The organism is Micromonospora foliorum (genome assembly GCF_022229015.1).
Taxonomy (GTDB): Bacteria; Actinomycetota; Actinomycetes; order Mycobacteriales; family Micromonosporaceae; genus Micromonospora; species Micromonospora foliorum.
The window spans coordinates 1-15,542 of sequence record NZ_JAKKFF010000134.1 but is presented as its reverse complement, the minus strand read 5'-3'; the positions used below and the strand labels follow the sequence as shown (position 1 = coordinate 15,542).

The following is a 15,542-nucleotide window of genomic DNA, read 5'->3' as shown; positions in this document are numbered from 1 at the left end:
GGTCGGCGTCCACCCGGGCACGGCCAGGGCGCGCTCTTCGACGCCCTGCCCGGCCCGCCGGGCCCGGGCATCGAGGCACTGACCCAGGTGTACGCCGACCAGCTCGCCCGCATTGCCGCGGCCGAGCACCCCGGCCGGTTCCGGTTGCTGGTGGCCGCCGAGTCGGCCGGCGCGTTGATCGCGGCGGAGATGGGCGCCGCCGGGCTGCCCTGGCGGGCCGACGTGCACAACGAGATCCTGCACGAGCTGCTCGGTGAGGCGTCCCCGGTCGGTGGGCCGCCACGTCGGCTCGCCGAGCTGGCCGCCCGGATCGCCGACGCGCTCGGCGTACGCGGCCTGCACACGGACTCCCCGGCGGAGCTGCTGAAGGCGTTCGCCCGGGTCGGGGTGGAGCTGCCCAACACCCGGGCCTGGGTGCTGCGCGGGGTGGACCATCCGGCGGTGCCGCTGGTGCTGGAATACAAGGAGCTCTACCGGATCTGGACGGCGCACGGCTGGGCCTGGCTCGATCAGTGGGTGCGGGGTGGTCGGTTCCAACCGGAGTACGTGCCGGGCGGTGTCGTCTCCGGCCGGTGGGCCACCCGGGGTGGTGGCGCGTTGCAGATCCCCAAGGTGATCCGGCGGGCGGTGGTGGCCGATCCGGGCTGGCGGTTGGTGGTCGCCGACGCCGGCCAGTTGGAGCCTCGGGTGCTGGCCGCGGTCTCCGGCGACGCCCGGCTGGCGGCGGCGGGTGGTGCGGGCGACCTCTACGCGGCGCTGGCCCGGGACTCGTTCGGCGGCGACCGGGCCAAGGCCAAGGTGGCCCTGCTCGGCGCGATGTACGGGCAGACCGGCGGGGCGGCGGTGCCCGCCCTGGCGGTGCTGAAGCGCAGCTACCCGACGGCGTTCGGTTACGTCGAGGCGGCCGCGCGCACCGGTGAGACGGGTGGCCTGGTGCGGTCGTGGCTGGGGCGGACGTGCCCGCCCGGCTCGGCCGGGTTCGGTGATCTCGACGACGAGCCCTCCGATCCGGAGGGGCCGGCCGATCCGCACAGCCCACGGGCGCGTGCCGCGCGGTCCCGGGGGCGCTTCACCCGCAACTTCGTCATCCAGGCCACGGCGGCGGAGTGGGCCTCCACGTTGCTGGCCACGCTGCGGACGGAGTTGTTCGGCACCGACGCCGAGCTGGTCTTCTTCCAGCACGACGAGGTGGTCGTGCACGCGCCCGCCGGTCAGGCGGACGCGGTCGCCGAGGCGGTCAACCGGTCCGGCGAGCGAGCCTCGGCGCTGCTCTTCGGTGCGACGCCGGTCCGGTTCCCGCTGGATCTGTCCATCGTCGACTGCTACGCCGACGCGGCCTGACCGACCGAGTGTCCGCGTCGGGAGACGCCGGTCGTGTAACGGTTGTGCTATTTCTCCTTTTCGCCCCGCCACCCTCGGCTGGGCGTCCTCGTTGCAGTGTCCGTAGGAGGGGACGGATCGGTCACGGTCCGTCCCGTGCTGGAGGGGGCGCAGCTGAACCGGATCGCAGGAATGATCATCGCCGCAGGCGGGGGACGACGGATCGGTGGTCCCGAGGCGTTGCTGCACCAGGGGGGCAAGCCCCTGGTGAATCAGATGATCGACACGATGACCGAGGCGGGCTGCGAGCAGATCGTGGTCGTCCTGGGTGCCGCCGCCGAGCAGGTCCGGGAGACCGCCGACCTGGGCAAGGCCACCGTTGTGATCAACAAGGCGTGGGGCACCGGAGTCGGCTCGTCCATCCGGGCCGGCCTGGCCGCCATGGACGACGAGGGGATCGAGGCGGTGGTGGTGGTCCCGGTCGACATGCCGGGCCTGACCGCCGAGGCGGTCAGCCGGGTGGCCGCGCTGCCGTACCCGGACGTGCTGGTCTGCGCCACCTACGACGGGTTGCGCGGTTACCCGATGCTGTTCGGCCGCCGGCACTGGCCCGGCATCGCCACCCTGGCCAGCGCCGACGTGGGCGCCCGACCGTACCTGTTGGCGCACAAGGACCAGATCGTCGACATCGCCTGCGACTCGGTGGCCGACGGCAGCCGGGTCGACACCCCGGAGCTGATGGAGATGTACGGGCTCACCGTTCCGCCGCAGCGCGTCGGGGTCTGAGGACCCGACCGCCCGGTCAGCCCGAACGCCAGGACGGCTGCTCTGCTTCGGAACGGACGTCGCGTTGCCGATGTCAGCGTGGACGGCGGGTGGTGGTGGCGCGAGCCACGACGTGCCACTGGTGCCGCGGCGAAGCGTGGGTGGGGTGCCCGAGCGCCACGCGTGCGCAGTGGGCCCCCTGGTCGCGCAGGGACTGGGCCAGGGTGGTCAGTCCGGCGTCCGTGGCCGCGTCGGAATCGTCCCAGCCCGTCAACGCGACGTCGTCGGGGACGCGTAGGCCGGCGCTCGCCACGGCGCGCAGCGCACCCAGGGCGAGTTCGTCGCTCATCGCGGCGATGGCGTCCGGCGGGTCGGTGCCCCGGAGCAGTTCGGCGGCGAAGGTCTCGCCCTCGGTGATGTGGTTGACCGGGCAGACGGCCAGTCGCAGGTCCTCGGCTCGCTGACCCGAGTGTGTCCAGGCGTCCCGGAACCCCTCCCACCGGTGCCGGGTCACCGGAAACCTCACCTCCGGTTCCTCGTCGCCGGTGAGCAGTTGGCGGGCGCGACTCCGATCGAGCGGGAAGCCGAGCACGAGCGGGCGTCGGGCCTCGGCGAAGGCCACCCGTCCGACCGCTGCGGCGGCGGCCCGGTCATCGATGCCGATCACCGGCAGGTCCCGCCGGTGCGGGCCGGCGTGCACCACCGCGGGCAGGCCGGTGTCGGCGACGGCGTCCAGAACCGGGTCATCGTCGCTGGTGGTCCAGACGACGAAGCCATCCACGGCTGCCTGCGCGACGCGCTCGGCGTCGGAGGGTGCGCCGGTGATCGGGACCAGGGTGAGTCCGACGCCCTCGGCGGCGCACACGTCGGAGACACCCGCGAGAAAGCGTGCCGCCTGCGGATCGTCGAAGGCATAGCTCAACCGCTCACCGAGCACGACGCCGAGCGTGCCGACCCGTCCACGGCGCAACCCGCGGGCCGCTGGGTGTGGCCCGGGATAGCCCAGCTTCCGCGCTGCCGCGCGCACCTTCTCCGCAGTCTCGGCGGAAACCCTTCCCGGCTGTGAGTAGGTGTAGGAAACCGTCATCGGAGAGACGCCGGCAGCGCTTGCCACCTGGCGCAGCGTCGGCCGCTTGGGGTTGCCCGCGGGGCGGTTCATGGCACACACTCTATCTGTGTATCGATACACAACGCGGCGGCAGGCCGCGACCGAGACCGAGACGTTCGTACGGGATGCGCCGACCGTGCTGTCGTACGCCGCCCTGGGCTGCTGGACGTTCTGGCTGTACGCCTTCGGGCCGGCGCTGACCCTCCTGCGCGAGGAGTGGGGGTTTTCCTACACCCTGCTCGGCGTCTACGAACTGCTCCTGGCGACCGGCGCGGCCCTCGCCGCGATGGGGTTCGTGTGGGCGGCTCGCCGGCTCGCCAGGGGTGTGCTGTTGTGGTGTTCGGCCCTCGCCACCGTCATCGGCGCGGGTCTGTTCACCCTGGGTGGGGGCGTACCGGCCACCCTGCTCGGAGCCGTGGTGCTCGGTCTGGCCGGGACCACGATGCTCACCGTCGTTCAGGCGGTTCTGTCCGACCGACACGGTGATCGACGCGATCGGGCGTTGACCGAGGCCAACGTGGGCGCCGGTGCCTCCGCGGTGTTCGCCCCGCTGATCCTCGGCGTGCTGGCGGCCAGCGCGGTGGGCTGGCGCGCCACGTTCGCGTTGCCCGCCGTCGTCATCCTGGTGCTGTACCTGCGCTACCGCCACCAACCGCTACCGGCAGTTCCTCGGCCCGCCGCGACGAAGGGCGCCGGAGGCTTGCCGCTTGCCTGCTGGCTGTTCGCCGTGCTGACCGCGGTCAGTTCGGCGATCGAGTTCTGTCTGGTGTACTTCGGCCCCCAGCTGCTCATCCACGCCGGCATGTCCGCCACCGCCGCCAGCACTGCGCTGAGCAGCAACTACCTGGGTATCCTGGTCGGGCGCCTGCTCGGCGCGCGGCTGACCCGCCGCCCCGGCCGCGGCGTCGCGCTGCTGTACGCCTCACTCGCGGTCACCGGCCCCAGTTTCGTCCTGTTCTGGCTGACCGACCAGCCGTTCCTCGCCGTCCTCGGGCTGTTCCTGTGCGGGGTGGGCATCGCGAATCTCTATCCGCTCTCGCTCGCGCTCACCCTCGGCGCGGCCGGCGGACACGAGGACCGGGCCAACGCCCGCTCGCAACTGATCCTCGGCGTGGTCGCCGGCGTCTCGCCCTTCCTGCTCGGCAGCCTGGCCGACAAGTACGGGCTGGTCACCGCCTTCGCCCTCGAACCGGTCCTGATCGGCGTCTGCCTCCTGATGCTGTGGGGCGGGCTTCGTGCCCGCCGCACCAACGCCTGAGCCGGACGCCGTTTCCGGTCGACCGGGCGGCGGCGTGGCGGTCGGGTGCCGGAACGACGTCGCCGCCACCAGCCCTCGGCGGGCGGTGACGGCGACGCGTGAACGGTCGGTCAGTCCTGTGCCTGGTCCAGCTCACCGGTGGCGGCAAGGCGCTGGTACCAGTGGGCGCTGTCCTTCCAGGTGCGTACCTGGGTGTCGTAGTCGACCCGGATGATGCCGAAGCGACGGTCGTAGCCGTAGCCCCACTCGAAGTTGTCCAGCAACGACCAGACGAAGTAGCCGCGCACGTCCGCGCCCTGCGCGCGGGCGTCGGCCATCGCGCCGATGTGCCGACGCAGGTAGTCGATCCGCCGGTCGTCGTGGATCCGGCCGTCGGCCGACACCACATCGTCGAACGCCGCGCCGTTCTCGGTGATCATCATGGGCTGGCTGGGGTATTCGCGCTGGAGGCGCAACAGCAGCTCGGTCAGCGCCGGCGGGTCGATGTTCCAACCCATCGCCGTGTACGGGCCGGGCTGCGGCAGGAAGTCGACGTTCTCCGCGGCGACCCACGGCGTGGACGTCGACGCGCCGTGCCCGTCGGCGTCGGAGCGGGCCGACACCCCGTCCCAGGCCCGGACCAGGGTGCTGGAGTAGTAGTTGACCCCGAGCACGTCCAGCGGCACCGCGATCAGCTTCTCGTCGCCCTCGCGGACGAACGACCAGTCGGTGACGGAGGCGGTGTCGGCCAACAGGTCGGCCGGGTACTCCCCGTCGAGCATCGGGCCGAGGAACGCCCGGTTCGCCAACGCGTCGATCCGCCGGACCGCGTCCTGGTCGGCGGCCGAGTCGGACGCGCCCCGGATGACGTGCAGGTTCAGCGTCACCGACAGCTCGGCGGACGGGGCCAGCTCCCGGACCACCCGACCGGCCAGGCCGTGCGCGAGGTTGAGGTGGTGCACCGCGGCCAGCGCCGCCGCCGGCTCGGTCCGACCCGGCGCGTGCACCCCGGAGGCGTAGCCCAGGTACGCGGAGCACCACGGCTCGTTGAGCGTCGTCCACGTGTGCACCCGGTCGCCCAGCGCGCCGACGATGCCCGCCGCGTACTCCTGGAAGCGCAACGCGGTCTCCCGCACCGCCCACCCGCCGGCGTCCTCCAACTCCTGCGGCAGGTCCCAGTGGTACATGGTGGCCACCGGGCGGACGCCCCGCTCCAGCAGCCCGTCCACCAGCCGGGAGTAGAAGTCGATGCCCGCCTGGTTGAACCGGCCCGAGCCGCCCGGCTGCACCCGGGGCCAGGAGATGGAGAACCGGTACGCGCCGAGCCCGAGGTCGGCGATGTGCCCGAGGTCGTCGGCCCACCGGTGGTAGTGGTCGGCGGCCACGTCACCGGTGTCACCGTTGAGGGTCCGGCCGGGTGTGTGGCTGTAGGTGTCCCAGATGGACGGTCCGCGCCCGTCCTCGGTCGCCGCGCCCTCGATCTGGTACGCGGCGGTCGCCGAGCCCCAGACGAAGCTCTCCGGGAAGTGGTGTTGCGTCATCGTTCCGTCCCCTGGATCTCGCAGATGTAGCCCGTCGAGGTGCCGGCGACCAGTCGGGCGCTGGCCGTCCCATCCTCGTAGCGCACGTCGAACTCGGCGCCCGGTCCGTTGCCGGGTGACGGTACCCGTACCCGGGTCCGCTGCCCCTCGGTCGGTGCGTACACCCGCAGCCGGACATCGTCGGCCCACTCGTAGTCCGGTCGGTCGGTGCGCGAGCCGAACGGGATGACCGCGCCCGGTCGGGCCAGCACCGGCAGGCTGTCGAAGCCGTGCTTCTCGGTCACCCAGGCCGGGCCGGTGACCTGCGCGCCGGTGACCAGGTGCGTCCAGGTGCCGGCGGGCACGTAGTAGGTGACGTCGCCGTCGGCGCTGAGCACCGGCGCGACCAGCACGTCCGGGCCGAGCATGTACTGCCGGTCCAGGTGCGCCGTCGCCGGGTCGTCCGGGAACTCCAGGAACATCGGCCGCATCACCGGCGTCCCGTCGCGGTGTGCCTCCTGGGCGGCGGCCGCCAGGTACGGCATCAGGCCGAGCTTGAGGTGGGTGAAGTGCCGCAGCACGTCGACGGCCTCCTCGTCGTACGCCCACGGCACCCGGTACGAGCCGGACCCGTGCAGCCGGGAGTGCGAGGAGAGCAGCCCGAAGGCGACCCACCGCTTGAACACCGCCGGGTCCGGAGTGCCCTCGAAGCCGCCGATGTCGTGGCTCCAGTAGCCGAAGCCGGACGCCGCCAGGGACAACCCGCCGCGCAGCGACTCGGCCATCGCGACGAACGTCGACTCGCAGTCGCCGCCCCAGTGCACCGGGAACTGCTGCCCGCCGGCGGTCGCCGAGCGGGCGAACAGCACCGCCTCACCCTCGCCGCGCTCGCTCTCCAGCAGTTCGAAGACCGCCTTGTTGTAGAGGTACGAGTAGTAGTTGTGCATCCGCTGCGGGTCCGAGCCGTCGTGCCACACCACGTCGGTCGGGATGCGCTCGCCGAAGTCGGTCTTGAAGCAGTCGACGCCCATGTCCAGCAGCGCCTTGAGCTTGCCGGTGAACCACCGGACCGCGTCCGGGTTGGTGAAGTCGACGAGCGCCATGCCGGCCTGCCACTTGTCCCACTGCCAGACCGAACCGTCGGGGTTGCGGACCAGGTAACCGGCCGCGCGGCCCTCCTCGAAGAGGTACGAGCGCTGCGCGATGTACGGGTTGATCCAGACGCACACCTTCAGGTCGCGCTCGTGCAGCCGGCGCAGCATCCCCTCCGGGTCGGGGAAGGTCGCCGGATCCCAGACGAAGTCCACCCAGTGGAACTGACGCATCCAGAAGCAGTCGAAGTGGAACACCGACAGCGGCAGCCCGCGCTCGGCCATCCCGTCGACGAACTCGGTCACCGTCTTCTCGTCGTACGAGGTGGTGAACGAGGTGGACAACCAGAGCCCGTACGACCACGCGGGGATCCGGGCCGGGCGGCCGGTGAGCGCGGTGTACCGGCGCAGCACGTCCTTCGGGTGCGGCCCGTCGATGACGTAGTAGGTGAGCGACTGGCCCTCGACGCTGAACTGGGTCTGCGTGACGACCTCGGAACCGACCTCGAACGACACGTGCTCCGGGTGGTCCACGAAGACCCCGTAGCCGGCGCTGCTCAGGTAGAACGGCACGTTCTTGTACGCCTGCTCGCTGGCGGTGCCCCCGTCGGCGTTCCAGATGTCGACGGTCTGCCCGTTCTTGACGAACGGGCCGAAGCGCTCGCCCAGCCCGTACACCGTCTCACCGACACCGAGGGCGAGCCGTTCGTGCACGTGCCGGCGGCCCTCGGCGTCGGTGACGACGCCGATGCTGCGCTCGGTGGACGCGGTGACCAGCCGGTCGCCGTGCAGGAAGTCGACCCGCCACCCGTCGATGAGCGCGACCCGCGCGGTCAGCTCGCCGGTGGTCAGCGTCGCGCTGAGCCCGGTGACGTCGACGGTGACCGGGTGAGACTCGTCGGTGCTCAGCCCGAAATGCGGCTCGCGGGGCAGCCCTCCGGTGTGGTGGGCGATGGTCACCCCGATGACGCCGGGGGCGGGGGAGAAGAACCGGACGGTGACCAGGGGGCGGTTGAGGGTGTCGCCGCGTCCGGTGATCTTGCCGGTCGGCGCGAAGACGGTGAAGCCGCGCTCGTCCGGCTCGACCGACTCCACGGTGCCGGGGCGCAGGACGCTGACGCCGGGGCGCAGCTGCCAGTACCCGTCGGTGAACTTCACTTCTCGGCTCCTGCCGTGATGCCGCGCGCCAGAGTGCGCTGGAAGATGAGGAAGAAGAGGATGGCCGGCACCAGGCTGATCAGCGCGCCGGCGTTGGTGGTCGGAGCGTCCATCAGCCGGTCGCCCTGCAACGACGCGAGCGCGACCGGGATGGTCTGCGTCTGGTTGTCGATGAGCATGACCAGCGGGATGAGGAACTCGTTCCACGTCCAGATGAAGAAGAAGATGAGCAGCACCGCGAGGGTGGGCCGCAGGTTGGGGAAGACCACCCGCCACAGCACCGTCCACTTGCCGGCGCCGTCCAGCGCGGCGGCCTCCAGCAGCGAGCGCGGGAACGTACCCATCACCGAGGCGAGCAGGTACGTGCCGAACGCGCTCTGGATCACGGTGAAGATGATGATCACCGAGAGCTGGGTGTTGTAGAGGCCGACCTGCTTCGCCACGTAGTACAGCGGGTAGATCAGCGCCTCCTGCGGCAGCATGTTGGCCAGCAGGAAGAGACCGACGATCCACAGCCGGCCGCGGACCCGGCCGATGCCCAGCGCGTACGCGTTGAGCAGTGACACGGCGACGCCGAGCACGGCCACCGAGCCGGCGATGACCGCCGAGTTCCAGAACTTCAGCGGGAAGTTGACCTCGGTCCAGTACGTGCGCAGACCCTTGGTGTAGAACTCCGTCGGCCAGCTCAGTGGGCCGCCCGACGAGTAGTCGCCCGGCGACTTGAACGCGTTGAGCAGCATGAACGCGAACGGCACCAGCATGACGAGCGCGCCGAGGGTGACCAGGGTGAGCACCACCCAGCGGCTGACGCCGCGGTGGTGTCGATCACGTACGGGCCGGGCCGGCGTCACCGGCGCCGTGCTCGGTGTGAGCGTGACGGCCATGTCAGAACCCCCGGTCCCGGCGCTCGCTGCGGGCCTGCATCCAGATGAAGATCCCGGCCACCACCACGATGATCAGTGTCAGCACGGTGGAGATCGCGGAGCCGTAGCCGACCTGCAGCTTCTTGAAGAACGTGTAGTAGGCGAAGTACGACGGCACGTTCGTGGCGTTGTCCGGGCCGCCCCGGGTCAGGGCGAAGATCGGCCCGAACACCTTCAACGCGGCGATGGTGCAGGTCAGGGCCACCACGAAGGTCTCCGGCCGGATCTGGGGAAGGGTGATCGCCCGGAACCGGTGCAGCCAGTTCGCGCCGTCGACCTCGGCCGCCTCGTACAGCTCGGGGTCGACCCGCTGCAACGCCGCCATGAAGACGACCACCGGGTAGCCGATCTGCACCCAGATCATCACGGCCATCACGGCCGGCAGGGCGGTGCCCGGGTCGCCGAGCCAGTCGTGGCGCAGCGCGCCGAGACCGACCGCGTCGAGGAGGCTGTTGAACGCGCCGTCGGGGCGCAGGATCCAGCCCCAGACGATGCCGGCCACCACGACGGGCAGCACCTGCGGGAGGTAGAACGCGGCCCGCAGCGCGGCGGCGGTGCGGGGCTTGAACCGGCGGCCGATGACGTCGAAGAGCAGCGCGGCGAGCAGCAGCCCGAGCAGGGTGGGCACCACCACCATCGCGACGAGCATCCAGACCGTGTTGCGGAACGACGCCCAGAACACGTCGTCCTGCAGCAACTGCTGGTAGTTGTCCAGGCCGACCCACCGGGGGTCGCCGATGCCGGACCACTTGGTCAGCGACAGATAGAGGGTGCCGACCAGCGGCGCGCCGATGACCAGGAGAAAGAGCACCGCTCCGGGGAGCAGGTAGAGCCAGTACGCCGCGTTGCGGCCGCGTCGTCTGCGGCTCGGCGCGGGCGGGGTGGGGGTCGCGGCCGGCGGTGTGGCGGCGACCGTCTCGGAGACTGCCATGGAAGATCCTTCCCGGCGGGGCGGGCGGGCGCGCCGGTTCTGCCGGTCACGCCCGCCGCTCGCCGTGTCACTTGCCGGTGATCTCCTTGACGCCATCGGCGTACGGCTTGGCGATCGTGTCGAGGACCTGGTCGGGCGTCTTCGAGCCGTTGATCAGCCCCTGGAAGCCGGAGACCAGCACGTCGTAGTAGCCGGGGACCGGCCAGTCCGGGTAGAAGGCGAGCCCGTCCTGCTTGCTGACCGTGTTGAAGTCCTCGATCAGCTTGCGGTCCTTCGGGTCGCTGATCTTCGACGCGTCGGCGGCGACCGGAACACCACCGTTGTTGCCGATCAGGTCCTGGATCTCCGGGCGCAGGGTGATGTCGATGAAGTCGTACGCCAGGCTCTTGGCCTTGCTGTTCTCCGGAACCACCCAGAGGTTGCCGGAGGAGCCGGCCTGCAGGGTGTTGCCGGGGAAGAGGAAGGTGTCCCAGTTGGCCTTCATCTCGGCCTTGAACCGGCCGTACCACCAGCTACCCGAGACGATCATCGGAACCTTGCCGCCAATGAAGGCGGTGCCCATGTCCTCGGCCTTGAGGCTGGCCGAGTTCTTCGCCACGTAACCCTTCTGCACCCACTGGGCGAAGGTGTCCGCGCCGTACTTGAGCGGGTCGGCCTTGAAGTCGACAGGGTTCTTGTAGAGCTGGTAGTTGTCGATGAACTGCCGGTCACCCTTGGAGAGGGCGAGCTGGTAGAAGAGCTGCCCGGCCGGGTACTCGGCGCCGGCCATGCCCAGCGGGGTGATGCCCTTGCCGACGAAGGTGTCCATCGCGGCGGTCATCTCGGCCATGGTGGTCGGGACCTTGACGCCGTTCTGCTGGAACAGGTCCTTGTTGTAGTAGACCGTGACGTACTCGCCGTAGTTCGGCACACCGAACCACTTGCCGGAGCCCATCACGCCCTTGTCGCTGTACCGGGCGGTGGTCTGCAGGCTGGGGCTGAGCTTGCCGGCCCAGCCGCGCTTGTCGGCCTCGGTGCTCAGGTCGGCCAGCAGGCCCTGGGAGGAGAGCAGCCCGGCGGTCGCGTTGCCCTTGTTGTACTCCATGATGTCCGGGCCCTCGGACGAATTGATGATCATGCCAGCGTTCTGCTGGATCTGCTCGAACGCCTTGCGCTCGAAGCGCACCTCGACGCCCGGGTGCTCGGACTTGAAGATCTCGATCGCCCGGTTCCAGCCGACCCCCATGGCGCTGTTCTCGCTCTCGTAGTGCCAGAGCTTGAGGGTCTTGGCGTCGCTGTTGTCCCCGTTGTCACCACCGCCGCAGGCGGCCACGGTGGTCGTCGCGGTCGCGGCCAGGGCGATCGCGGCGACGAGCCGGTGGAATCGCTGCATTACTATCCTCCTCGTTGAGTACTAGCCGGTACTTCACGGGGCCCGTCGTCGCGTTGCAGCGCGATGGCGGGCCGTTTTCGCTGGTCAGCCCCCGTCGTTCGACGATGGGCCAGGGGTGATCAATGCCGTCCGCCGTGGCGCGGCGGTCGACCCTCGCACCTCCAACGCGCACGGCAGCAGTTGCTGGTGACGGTGGTCGGCGGGGCCATCCAGGTGGCGCGTCAGCGCCTCGATCGCGATCCGGCCGAGCGCCGAACCGGGTGACGTCATCGCGGTCAGCGCCGGGGTGGCCAGTTCGGCGACCTGCGGCGAGGTGACCATCGAGACGACGGAGACGTCGTCGGGCACCGACAACCCGCGGCCGGTCAACTCGCCGAGGATGCCGAAGATCGCCGTCTCGTTCATGGCCAGCACCGCGGTCAGCTCCGGGGCTTGCGCGAACGCGGCGGCCAGGGCGGCCCGCCCGCCGGCGGCGCTGTCCTCGGCCGCGATCATCACCGGCTCCAGGCCGTGCCCGGTCATCGCCGCGGTGAAGGCGTCACGGGTCCGCAGCGCCGGCCCGTAACCGCTGGCCAGCGTCGCGGCCGAGTGGTTGACGTAGACGATCCGCCGGTGACCGAGCCCGACCAGGTGCGCGACGGCCTCCCGGACGGTCTGGTCGAAGTCGATGTCGACGTAGGAGAGGGTGCTGGTGTCGCCGGTGCGGCCGATCAGCACCAACGGCACCCCCGCCTCCTGGAGCACGGTGACCCGCTCGTCGGCCAGCTGGACCTCCATCAGCACGACCCCGTCGAGCATCCGCTGACTGGCCAGCCGACGCAGGTCGTCGAGGTTGCCCCCGCCGACCGGCGAGAGCACCAGGTGGTAACCGGCGACGCTGGCCGCGGCGGCGGCACCGGTGACGAACGCGGTCTCGGTGGCGCCGAGGCCGCGCTCGTCCATCGGCATCAGCAGACCGAGGATGCGGCTGCGGCGACTCGCCAGCCCTCGGGCCATCGCGTTGGGCTGGTAGTCGAGCTGCGCCATCGCGGCCAGTACCTTGTTGCGGGTGGCCTGCGAGATCGGCCGGGTGCCGGTGAGCACGTACGAGACGGTGCTGACCGAGACCTGTGCGAGGCGGGCGACGTCGTGCATGGTGGCCACCGCGCACCTCCTCCGGCCTGGGGTGGGACCGCTCCCGAACTTCGTCGAAGCGTTTCGACGAAGCGGTTCGACAGGACGCTAGGCCACCTGTTACGGCGACGTCAATAGCCGATGTCGAAAAGAATTCAACAGTCGCCCGGCCCTCAACGCGCCCCCGTGCCGCGCGCCCCCGTGCCGCGCGCCGTGCGCCGCGCACCCCTCAAGATCGTGCTCGATCCTGGATGTAGTCCCCTCGGGCCGTCGCGGAGGCCACTACAACAAGGATCGAGCACGATCTTGAGGGGTGCGGGTGCGGGGGCGGGGGCGAGAGGGCGAGGGCGAGAGGGCGAGGAGGCGAGGAGGCGAGGGCGCGCGGCGAGGAGGCGAGGGCGCGCGGCGAGAGGGTGGCACGGCGGGGCGACGGGGGCGGCACGTCGCGGTGGGCCGAGGACGGGAAAAGCGAGGGTGAGGGTGAGGGCGATGGCGCGCGGCGGTCGCGGATCAGGGCAGGTTGAAGAGGGCGGCGGCGCTGTTCCAGCAGACCGCGCGCAGCCAGTCGTCGCCCAGGTCCAGTCGGGCCAGCCCGGTCACCTGCTCGGCGTACGGGTACGGGATGTTCGGGAAGTCGCTGCCCAGCAGCACCTTGCCGGCCAGCCCCAGCTCGCGCAACCGGGGCAACTCGTTGGCGGGGAAGGGGACGAACTGGTCGAAGAACGGCGTGAACGCCATGGTGGTGTCCAGCCGGACCCGCTCGTACGTCTCGGCGAGGTCCAGGAAGGCCCGGTAGTCCGGGGCGCCCATGTGCGCCACGACGGCGGTCAGCCGGGGGTGGCGGGCGAGTAGGGCGGCGAACGGGTCCGGGCCGGTGTGGGCGGTTCCCACCGGCGCGTGCCCGGCGTGCACCACGACCGGCACTCCCGCGTCGGAGAGCATCCCCCAGACCGGGTCCAGCGCCGGATCGGTTGGCGCGAAACCGCCGACCTGCAGGTGCAGCTTGAACACCTGGGCACCTTCGGCGAGGGCCGCCTCGACGTACCCGGGGGCTTCCGGCTCGGGGTAGAACGTGGCCGAGGCCAGGCACCCGGGGGTGTCGCGGGCGAAGTCCAGGGTCCAGCGGTTGAGTTCCGCGGCCATGCCCGGCCGGTGGGCGTACGCCAACGCGCTGAACGCCCGTACCCCGAGCCGGCGCAGGTGGGCGACCCGGTCGGCGTCGCTCCACCGGTAGCGGATCGGCCATTCGGTGCCGACCAGTGGCCCGGCGGCGTCGAAGTAGGCCCACACCCGACGCAGCAGTCGCGGTGGCAGGAAGTGCACGTGCACGTCGGCGAGGCCGGGCAGCCCCAGCGAGCGGCAGAACTCCGGCACGCGTTCGTCCTCGACTGGCGGGACCACCGGCGCCGGATCGGTCATATGTCGATGTCGAATCGGCTCAGCACGGAGGGCGCGATCAGGCCGACGGTCGCGAGCGCCGAGACGACGGTCAGTGCGATGCGCATCCCGACCACTTCGGCCTTGCTGCCGACGCGCAGCGCGATGCTGTTCGGCAGGCCGATCATCATCCACATGCGCCGTTTGATCGGGATCGGCCAGAGGATCGGCACGCCGGCTCTGGTGATCATGTCGCCGAGGATGTGCACGAAGCAGCCCACGCCCAGCGCGGTGCCGATCAACGGATAGCCGCGTCCACCCGGCAGGTTGGCGAAGGTGAACCAGGCCGCCCCGGCCGAGGCGAGGGTGATGATCACCCACCCGGCCCGTTCGGCCCAGTCGTCGAACAGCCCGCGCAGCGCCAGGCCGAACATGAAGAACAGGATGGTGATGACCGCCCATTTGCCGTACGCGGCGCAGAGCGCGGTGGTGCCCCAGCCGACAAGCACGGTGAACGGCAGCGTGTGGGTAAGCGTCCGGTGCCCGTTGTTGCGGCGTGGGTCCCTGCTGAGCTTGGTGGCGTAGTAGACCCCGAGGGAAATCTTCTCCATCACCTCGGCGGCGAAGAGCGAGAAGACCCCGAAGGTACGGGAAACGGTCGCCCCACCCTGGTTCTTGGTCACCTTGCCCGACATGTCGAGGTCGGGAAAGAGCGCGCCACCGGCGCACACCGCGGTGCCCACCGCCAAAGCGAGTGGCGACTGGTGGTAGTCGGCGAACTGCTCCAGTGCCCAGGAGCCCGCCAGCCACACCGCCGCGCCGGACAGCGCGTGTTGCGGTCCCATCATCTCGGCTCACCCTCCCCAGGGATCTTGAGCGCCAAAACTACGCCACTGTAGTCAGCGTCGGCGCCGCAGGGGCATCACCCGGAAGGTCCACATCGGACGGCGTCACAGGGTGGGGGTGAAGCTCTGCCGGATCATCGGCAAGTATGCCGCGTTGACCTGCCAATCGAACTCTTCTGTCAACCACGAGACGGTGTAGGAGCGGTCGGCCGAAGTGTTGGCCAGCAGCCGGAAGCTGTGCACCGCAACGCCGAGGGCGTTCTGCCAACCGCACTCCCACACCGCGCCACCCTCGAAGATGTCCATCGCGGAGATGTCCACCCTGCGATAGCCCGGCAGCGCCTCACTCGTGGTCAGCCGAGCCTCCTCGGTCTTCCAGTGCGCCACCGGATCCGCGCGGGCCGGCCCCGCCTCGACGCTGAGCACCCGGGACCCGCCGGATCTCCGGAAGCAGGTCGCCGAGCCCTCGGTCCAGCGCGCCCACCCCACCGGCGCGGCGATCCGAAACCCGGTCGGGTCGTCGTACCAGGTCCAGCCCTCGCGCAGCGCGTACTTCACGTCGGCCGGCGGTGACGCCGACACCACCGGGGTCGCCGACGGCGGCGGGGCCGACGAGCAGGCGAACGCCGCCGGTCGGGAGGTCGGCGCACCACCACCCGAGCCGGACGGTGGAGTCCGCTCGTCGTGCCGGGTGACCAGCGCCAGCGTGACGCCTCCCGCGACGAGCAGCGCGGTGGCCGCACCACCCAGGGCGATCAGGCGCCGCCGCCGGCCGGGCCGGC

General features: G+C 70.9%; 13 protein-coding genes. 3 read left to right on the top strand and 10 right to left on the bottom strand.

All coding sequences use genetic code 11. The features are described from left to right. Positions 1 to 1,341: bifunctional 3'-5' exonuclease/DNA polymerase (locus PSH25_RS11960; protein ID WP_238659164.1), on the top strand; the 1,341-nt coding region annotated here is incomplete at its 5' end. Between the two features lie 171 nt (positions 1,342 to 1,512). After that, positions 1,513 to 2,106, top strand: a complete 594-nt coding sequence (locus tag PSH25_RS11955) for a nucleotidyltransferase family protein (protein ID WP_238659166.1) — start codon at positions 1,513 to 1,515, stop codon at positions 2,104 to 2,106. A 73-nt stretch (positions 2,107 to 2,179) separates the two neighbouring features. Here PSH25_RS11955 and PSH25_RS11950 read toward each other — a convergent pair whose 3' ends face one another. Then, the gene (locus tag PSH25_RS11950) at positions 2,180 to 3,244 is read right to left on the bottom strand and encodes a LacI family DNA-binding transcriptional regulator (RefSeq protein WP_238659163.1); all 1,065 of its coding nucleotides are present in this window, start codon (positions 3,242 to 3,244) and stop codon (positions 2,180 to 2,182) included. A gap of 16 nt (positions 3,245 to 3,260) precedes the next feature. Here PSH25_RS11950 and PSH25_RS11945 point away from each other — a divergent pair, with 16 nt between their 5' ends. Next, a complete protein-coding gene (locus tag PSH25_RS11945; RefSeq protein ID WP_238659162.1) occupies positions 3,261 to 4,451 on the top strand; it encodes an MFS transporter in 1,191 nt (396 codons plus the stop codon). A 110-nt stretch (positions 4,452 to 4,561) separates the two neighbouring features. On the opposite strand, the gene PSH25_RS11940 is transcribed toward PSH25_RS11945, so the two are convergent. The 9 genes from PSH25_RS11940 to PSH25_RS11900 form a co-directional block, all read right to left on the bottom strand. Then, positions 4,562 to 5,971: a GH1 family beta-glucosidase gene (locus PSH25_RS11940; protein ID WP_238659161.1), complete on the bottom strand. Its 1,410-nt coding sequence runs from the start codon at positions 5,969 to 5,971 to the stop codon at positions 4,562 to 4,564. After that, positions 5,968 to 8,199: an alpha-xylosidase gene (gene yicI, locus PSH25_RS11935; RefSeq protein ID WP_238659160.1), complete on the bottom strand. Its 2,232-nt coding sequence runs from the start codon at positions 8,197 to 8,199 to the stop codon at positions 5,968 to 5,970. Before yicI ends, PSH25_RS11940 begins: the two co-directional genes overlap by 4 nt. Then, positions 8,196 to 9,083: a carbohydrate ABC transporter permease gene (locus PSH25_RS11930; RefSeq protein ID WP_238659159.1), complete on the bottom strand. Its 888-nt coding sequence runs from the start codon at positions 9,081 to 9,083 to the stop codon at positions 8,196 to 8,198. The genes yicI and PSH25_RS11930 overlap by 4 nt, the downstream gene beginning before the upstream one ends. Position 9,084: 1 nt before the next feature. Then, complete coding sequence (locus tag PSH25_RS11925) at positions 9,085 to 10,053, bottom strand: carbohydrate ABC transporter permease (RefSeq protein ID WP_238659158.1); 969 nt, start codon at positions 10,051 to 10,053, stop codon at positions 9,085 to 9,087. 67 nt (positions 10,054 to 10,120) lie between these two features. Then, on the bottom strand, positions 10,121 to 11,425 hold the full coding sequence (locus PSH25_RS11920; RefSeq protein ID WP_238659157.1) for an ABC transporter substrate-binding protein: 1,305 nt from the start codon (positions 11,423 to 11,425) through the stop codon (positions 10,121 to 10,123). A gap of 84 nt (positions 11,426 to 11,509) precedes the next feature. Continuing rightward, positions 11,510 to 12,559 (bottom strand): LacI family DNA-binding transcriptional regulator, encoded by a 1,050-nt coding sequence (locus PSH25_RS11915; protein WP_238659165.1) that lies wholly within the window; start codon positions 12,557 to 12,559, stop codon positions 11,510 to 11,512. Between the two features lie 489 nt (positions 12,560 to 13,048). Further along, positions 13,049 to 13,957: an amidohydrolase family protein gene (locus PSH25_RS11910; RefSeq protein WP_238659156.1), complete on the bottom strand. Its 909-nt coding sequence runs from the start codon at positions 13,955 to 13,957 to the stop codon at positions 13,049 to 13,051. Beyond that, the gene (locus tag PSH25_RS11905; RefSeq protein WP_238659155.1) at positions 13,954 to 14,763 is read right to left on the bottom strand and encodes a metal-dependent hydrolase; all 810 of its coding nucleotides are present in this window, start codon (positions 14,761 to 14,763) and stop codon (positions 13,954 to 13,956) included. Before PSH25_RS11905 ends, PSH25_RS11910 begins: the two co-directional genes overlap by 4 nt. 102 nt (positions 14,764 to 14,865) lie before the next feature. Next, on the bottom strand, positions 14,866 to 15,542 hold a 677-nt coding region (locus tag PSH25_RS11900; RefSeq protein ID WP_502361346.1), incomplete at its 5' end, for a serine/threonine kinase C-terminal domain-containing protein.

Excerpts from the sequence above, each read along its gene's own strand:
- PSH25_RS11925 (WP_238659158.1), bottom strand. The coding sequence starts at position 10,053 with ATGGCAGTCTCCGAGACGGTCGCCGCCACACCGCCGGCCGCGACCCCC.
- PSH25_RS11910 (WP_238659156.1), bottom strand. The coding sequence starts at position 13,957 with ATGACCGATCCGGCGCCGGTGGTCCCGCCAGTCGAGGACGAACGCGTG.
- PSH25_RS11930 (WP_238659159.1), bottom strand. The coding sequence starts at position 9,083 with ATGGCCGTCACGCTCACACCGAGCACGGCGCCGGTGACGCCGGCCCGG.
- PSH25_RS11940 (WP_238659161.1), bottom strand. The coding sequence starts at position 5,971 with ATGACGCAACACCACTTCCCGGAGAGCTTCGTCTGGGGCTCGGCGACC.
- PSH25_RS11920 (WP_238659157.1), bottom strand. The coding sequence starts at position 11,425 with ATGCAGCGATTCCACCGGCTCGTCGCCGCGATCGCCCTGGCCGCGACC.
- PSH25_RS11905 (WP_238659155.1), bottom strand. The coding sequence starts at position 14,763 with ATGATGGGACCGCAACACGCGCTGTCCGGCGCGGCGGTGTGGCTGGCG.
- PSH25_RS11950 (WP_238659163.1), bottom strand. The coding sequence starts at position 3,244 with ATGAACCGCCCCGCGGGCAACCCCAAGCGGCCGACGCTGCGCCAGGTG.
- PSH25_RS11955 (WP_238659166.1), top strand. The coding sequence starts at position 1,513 with ATGATCATCGCCGCAGGCGGGGGACGACGGATCGGTGGTCCCGAGGCG.
- PSH25_RS11915 (WP_238659165.1), bottom strand. The coding sequence starts at position 12,559 with ATGCACGACGTCGCCCGCCTCGCACAGGTCTCGGTCAGCACCGTCTCG.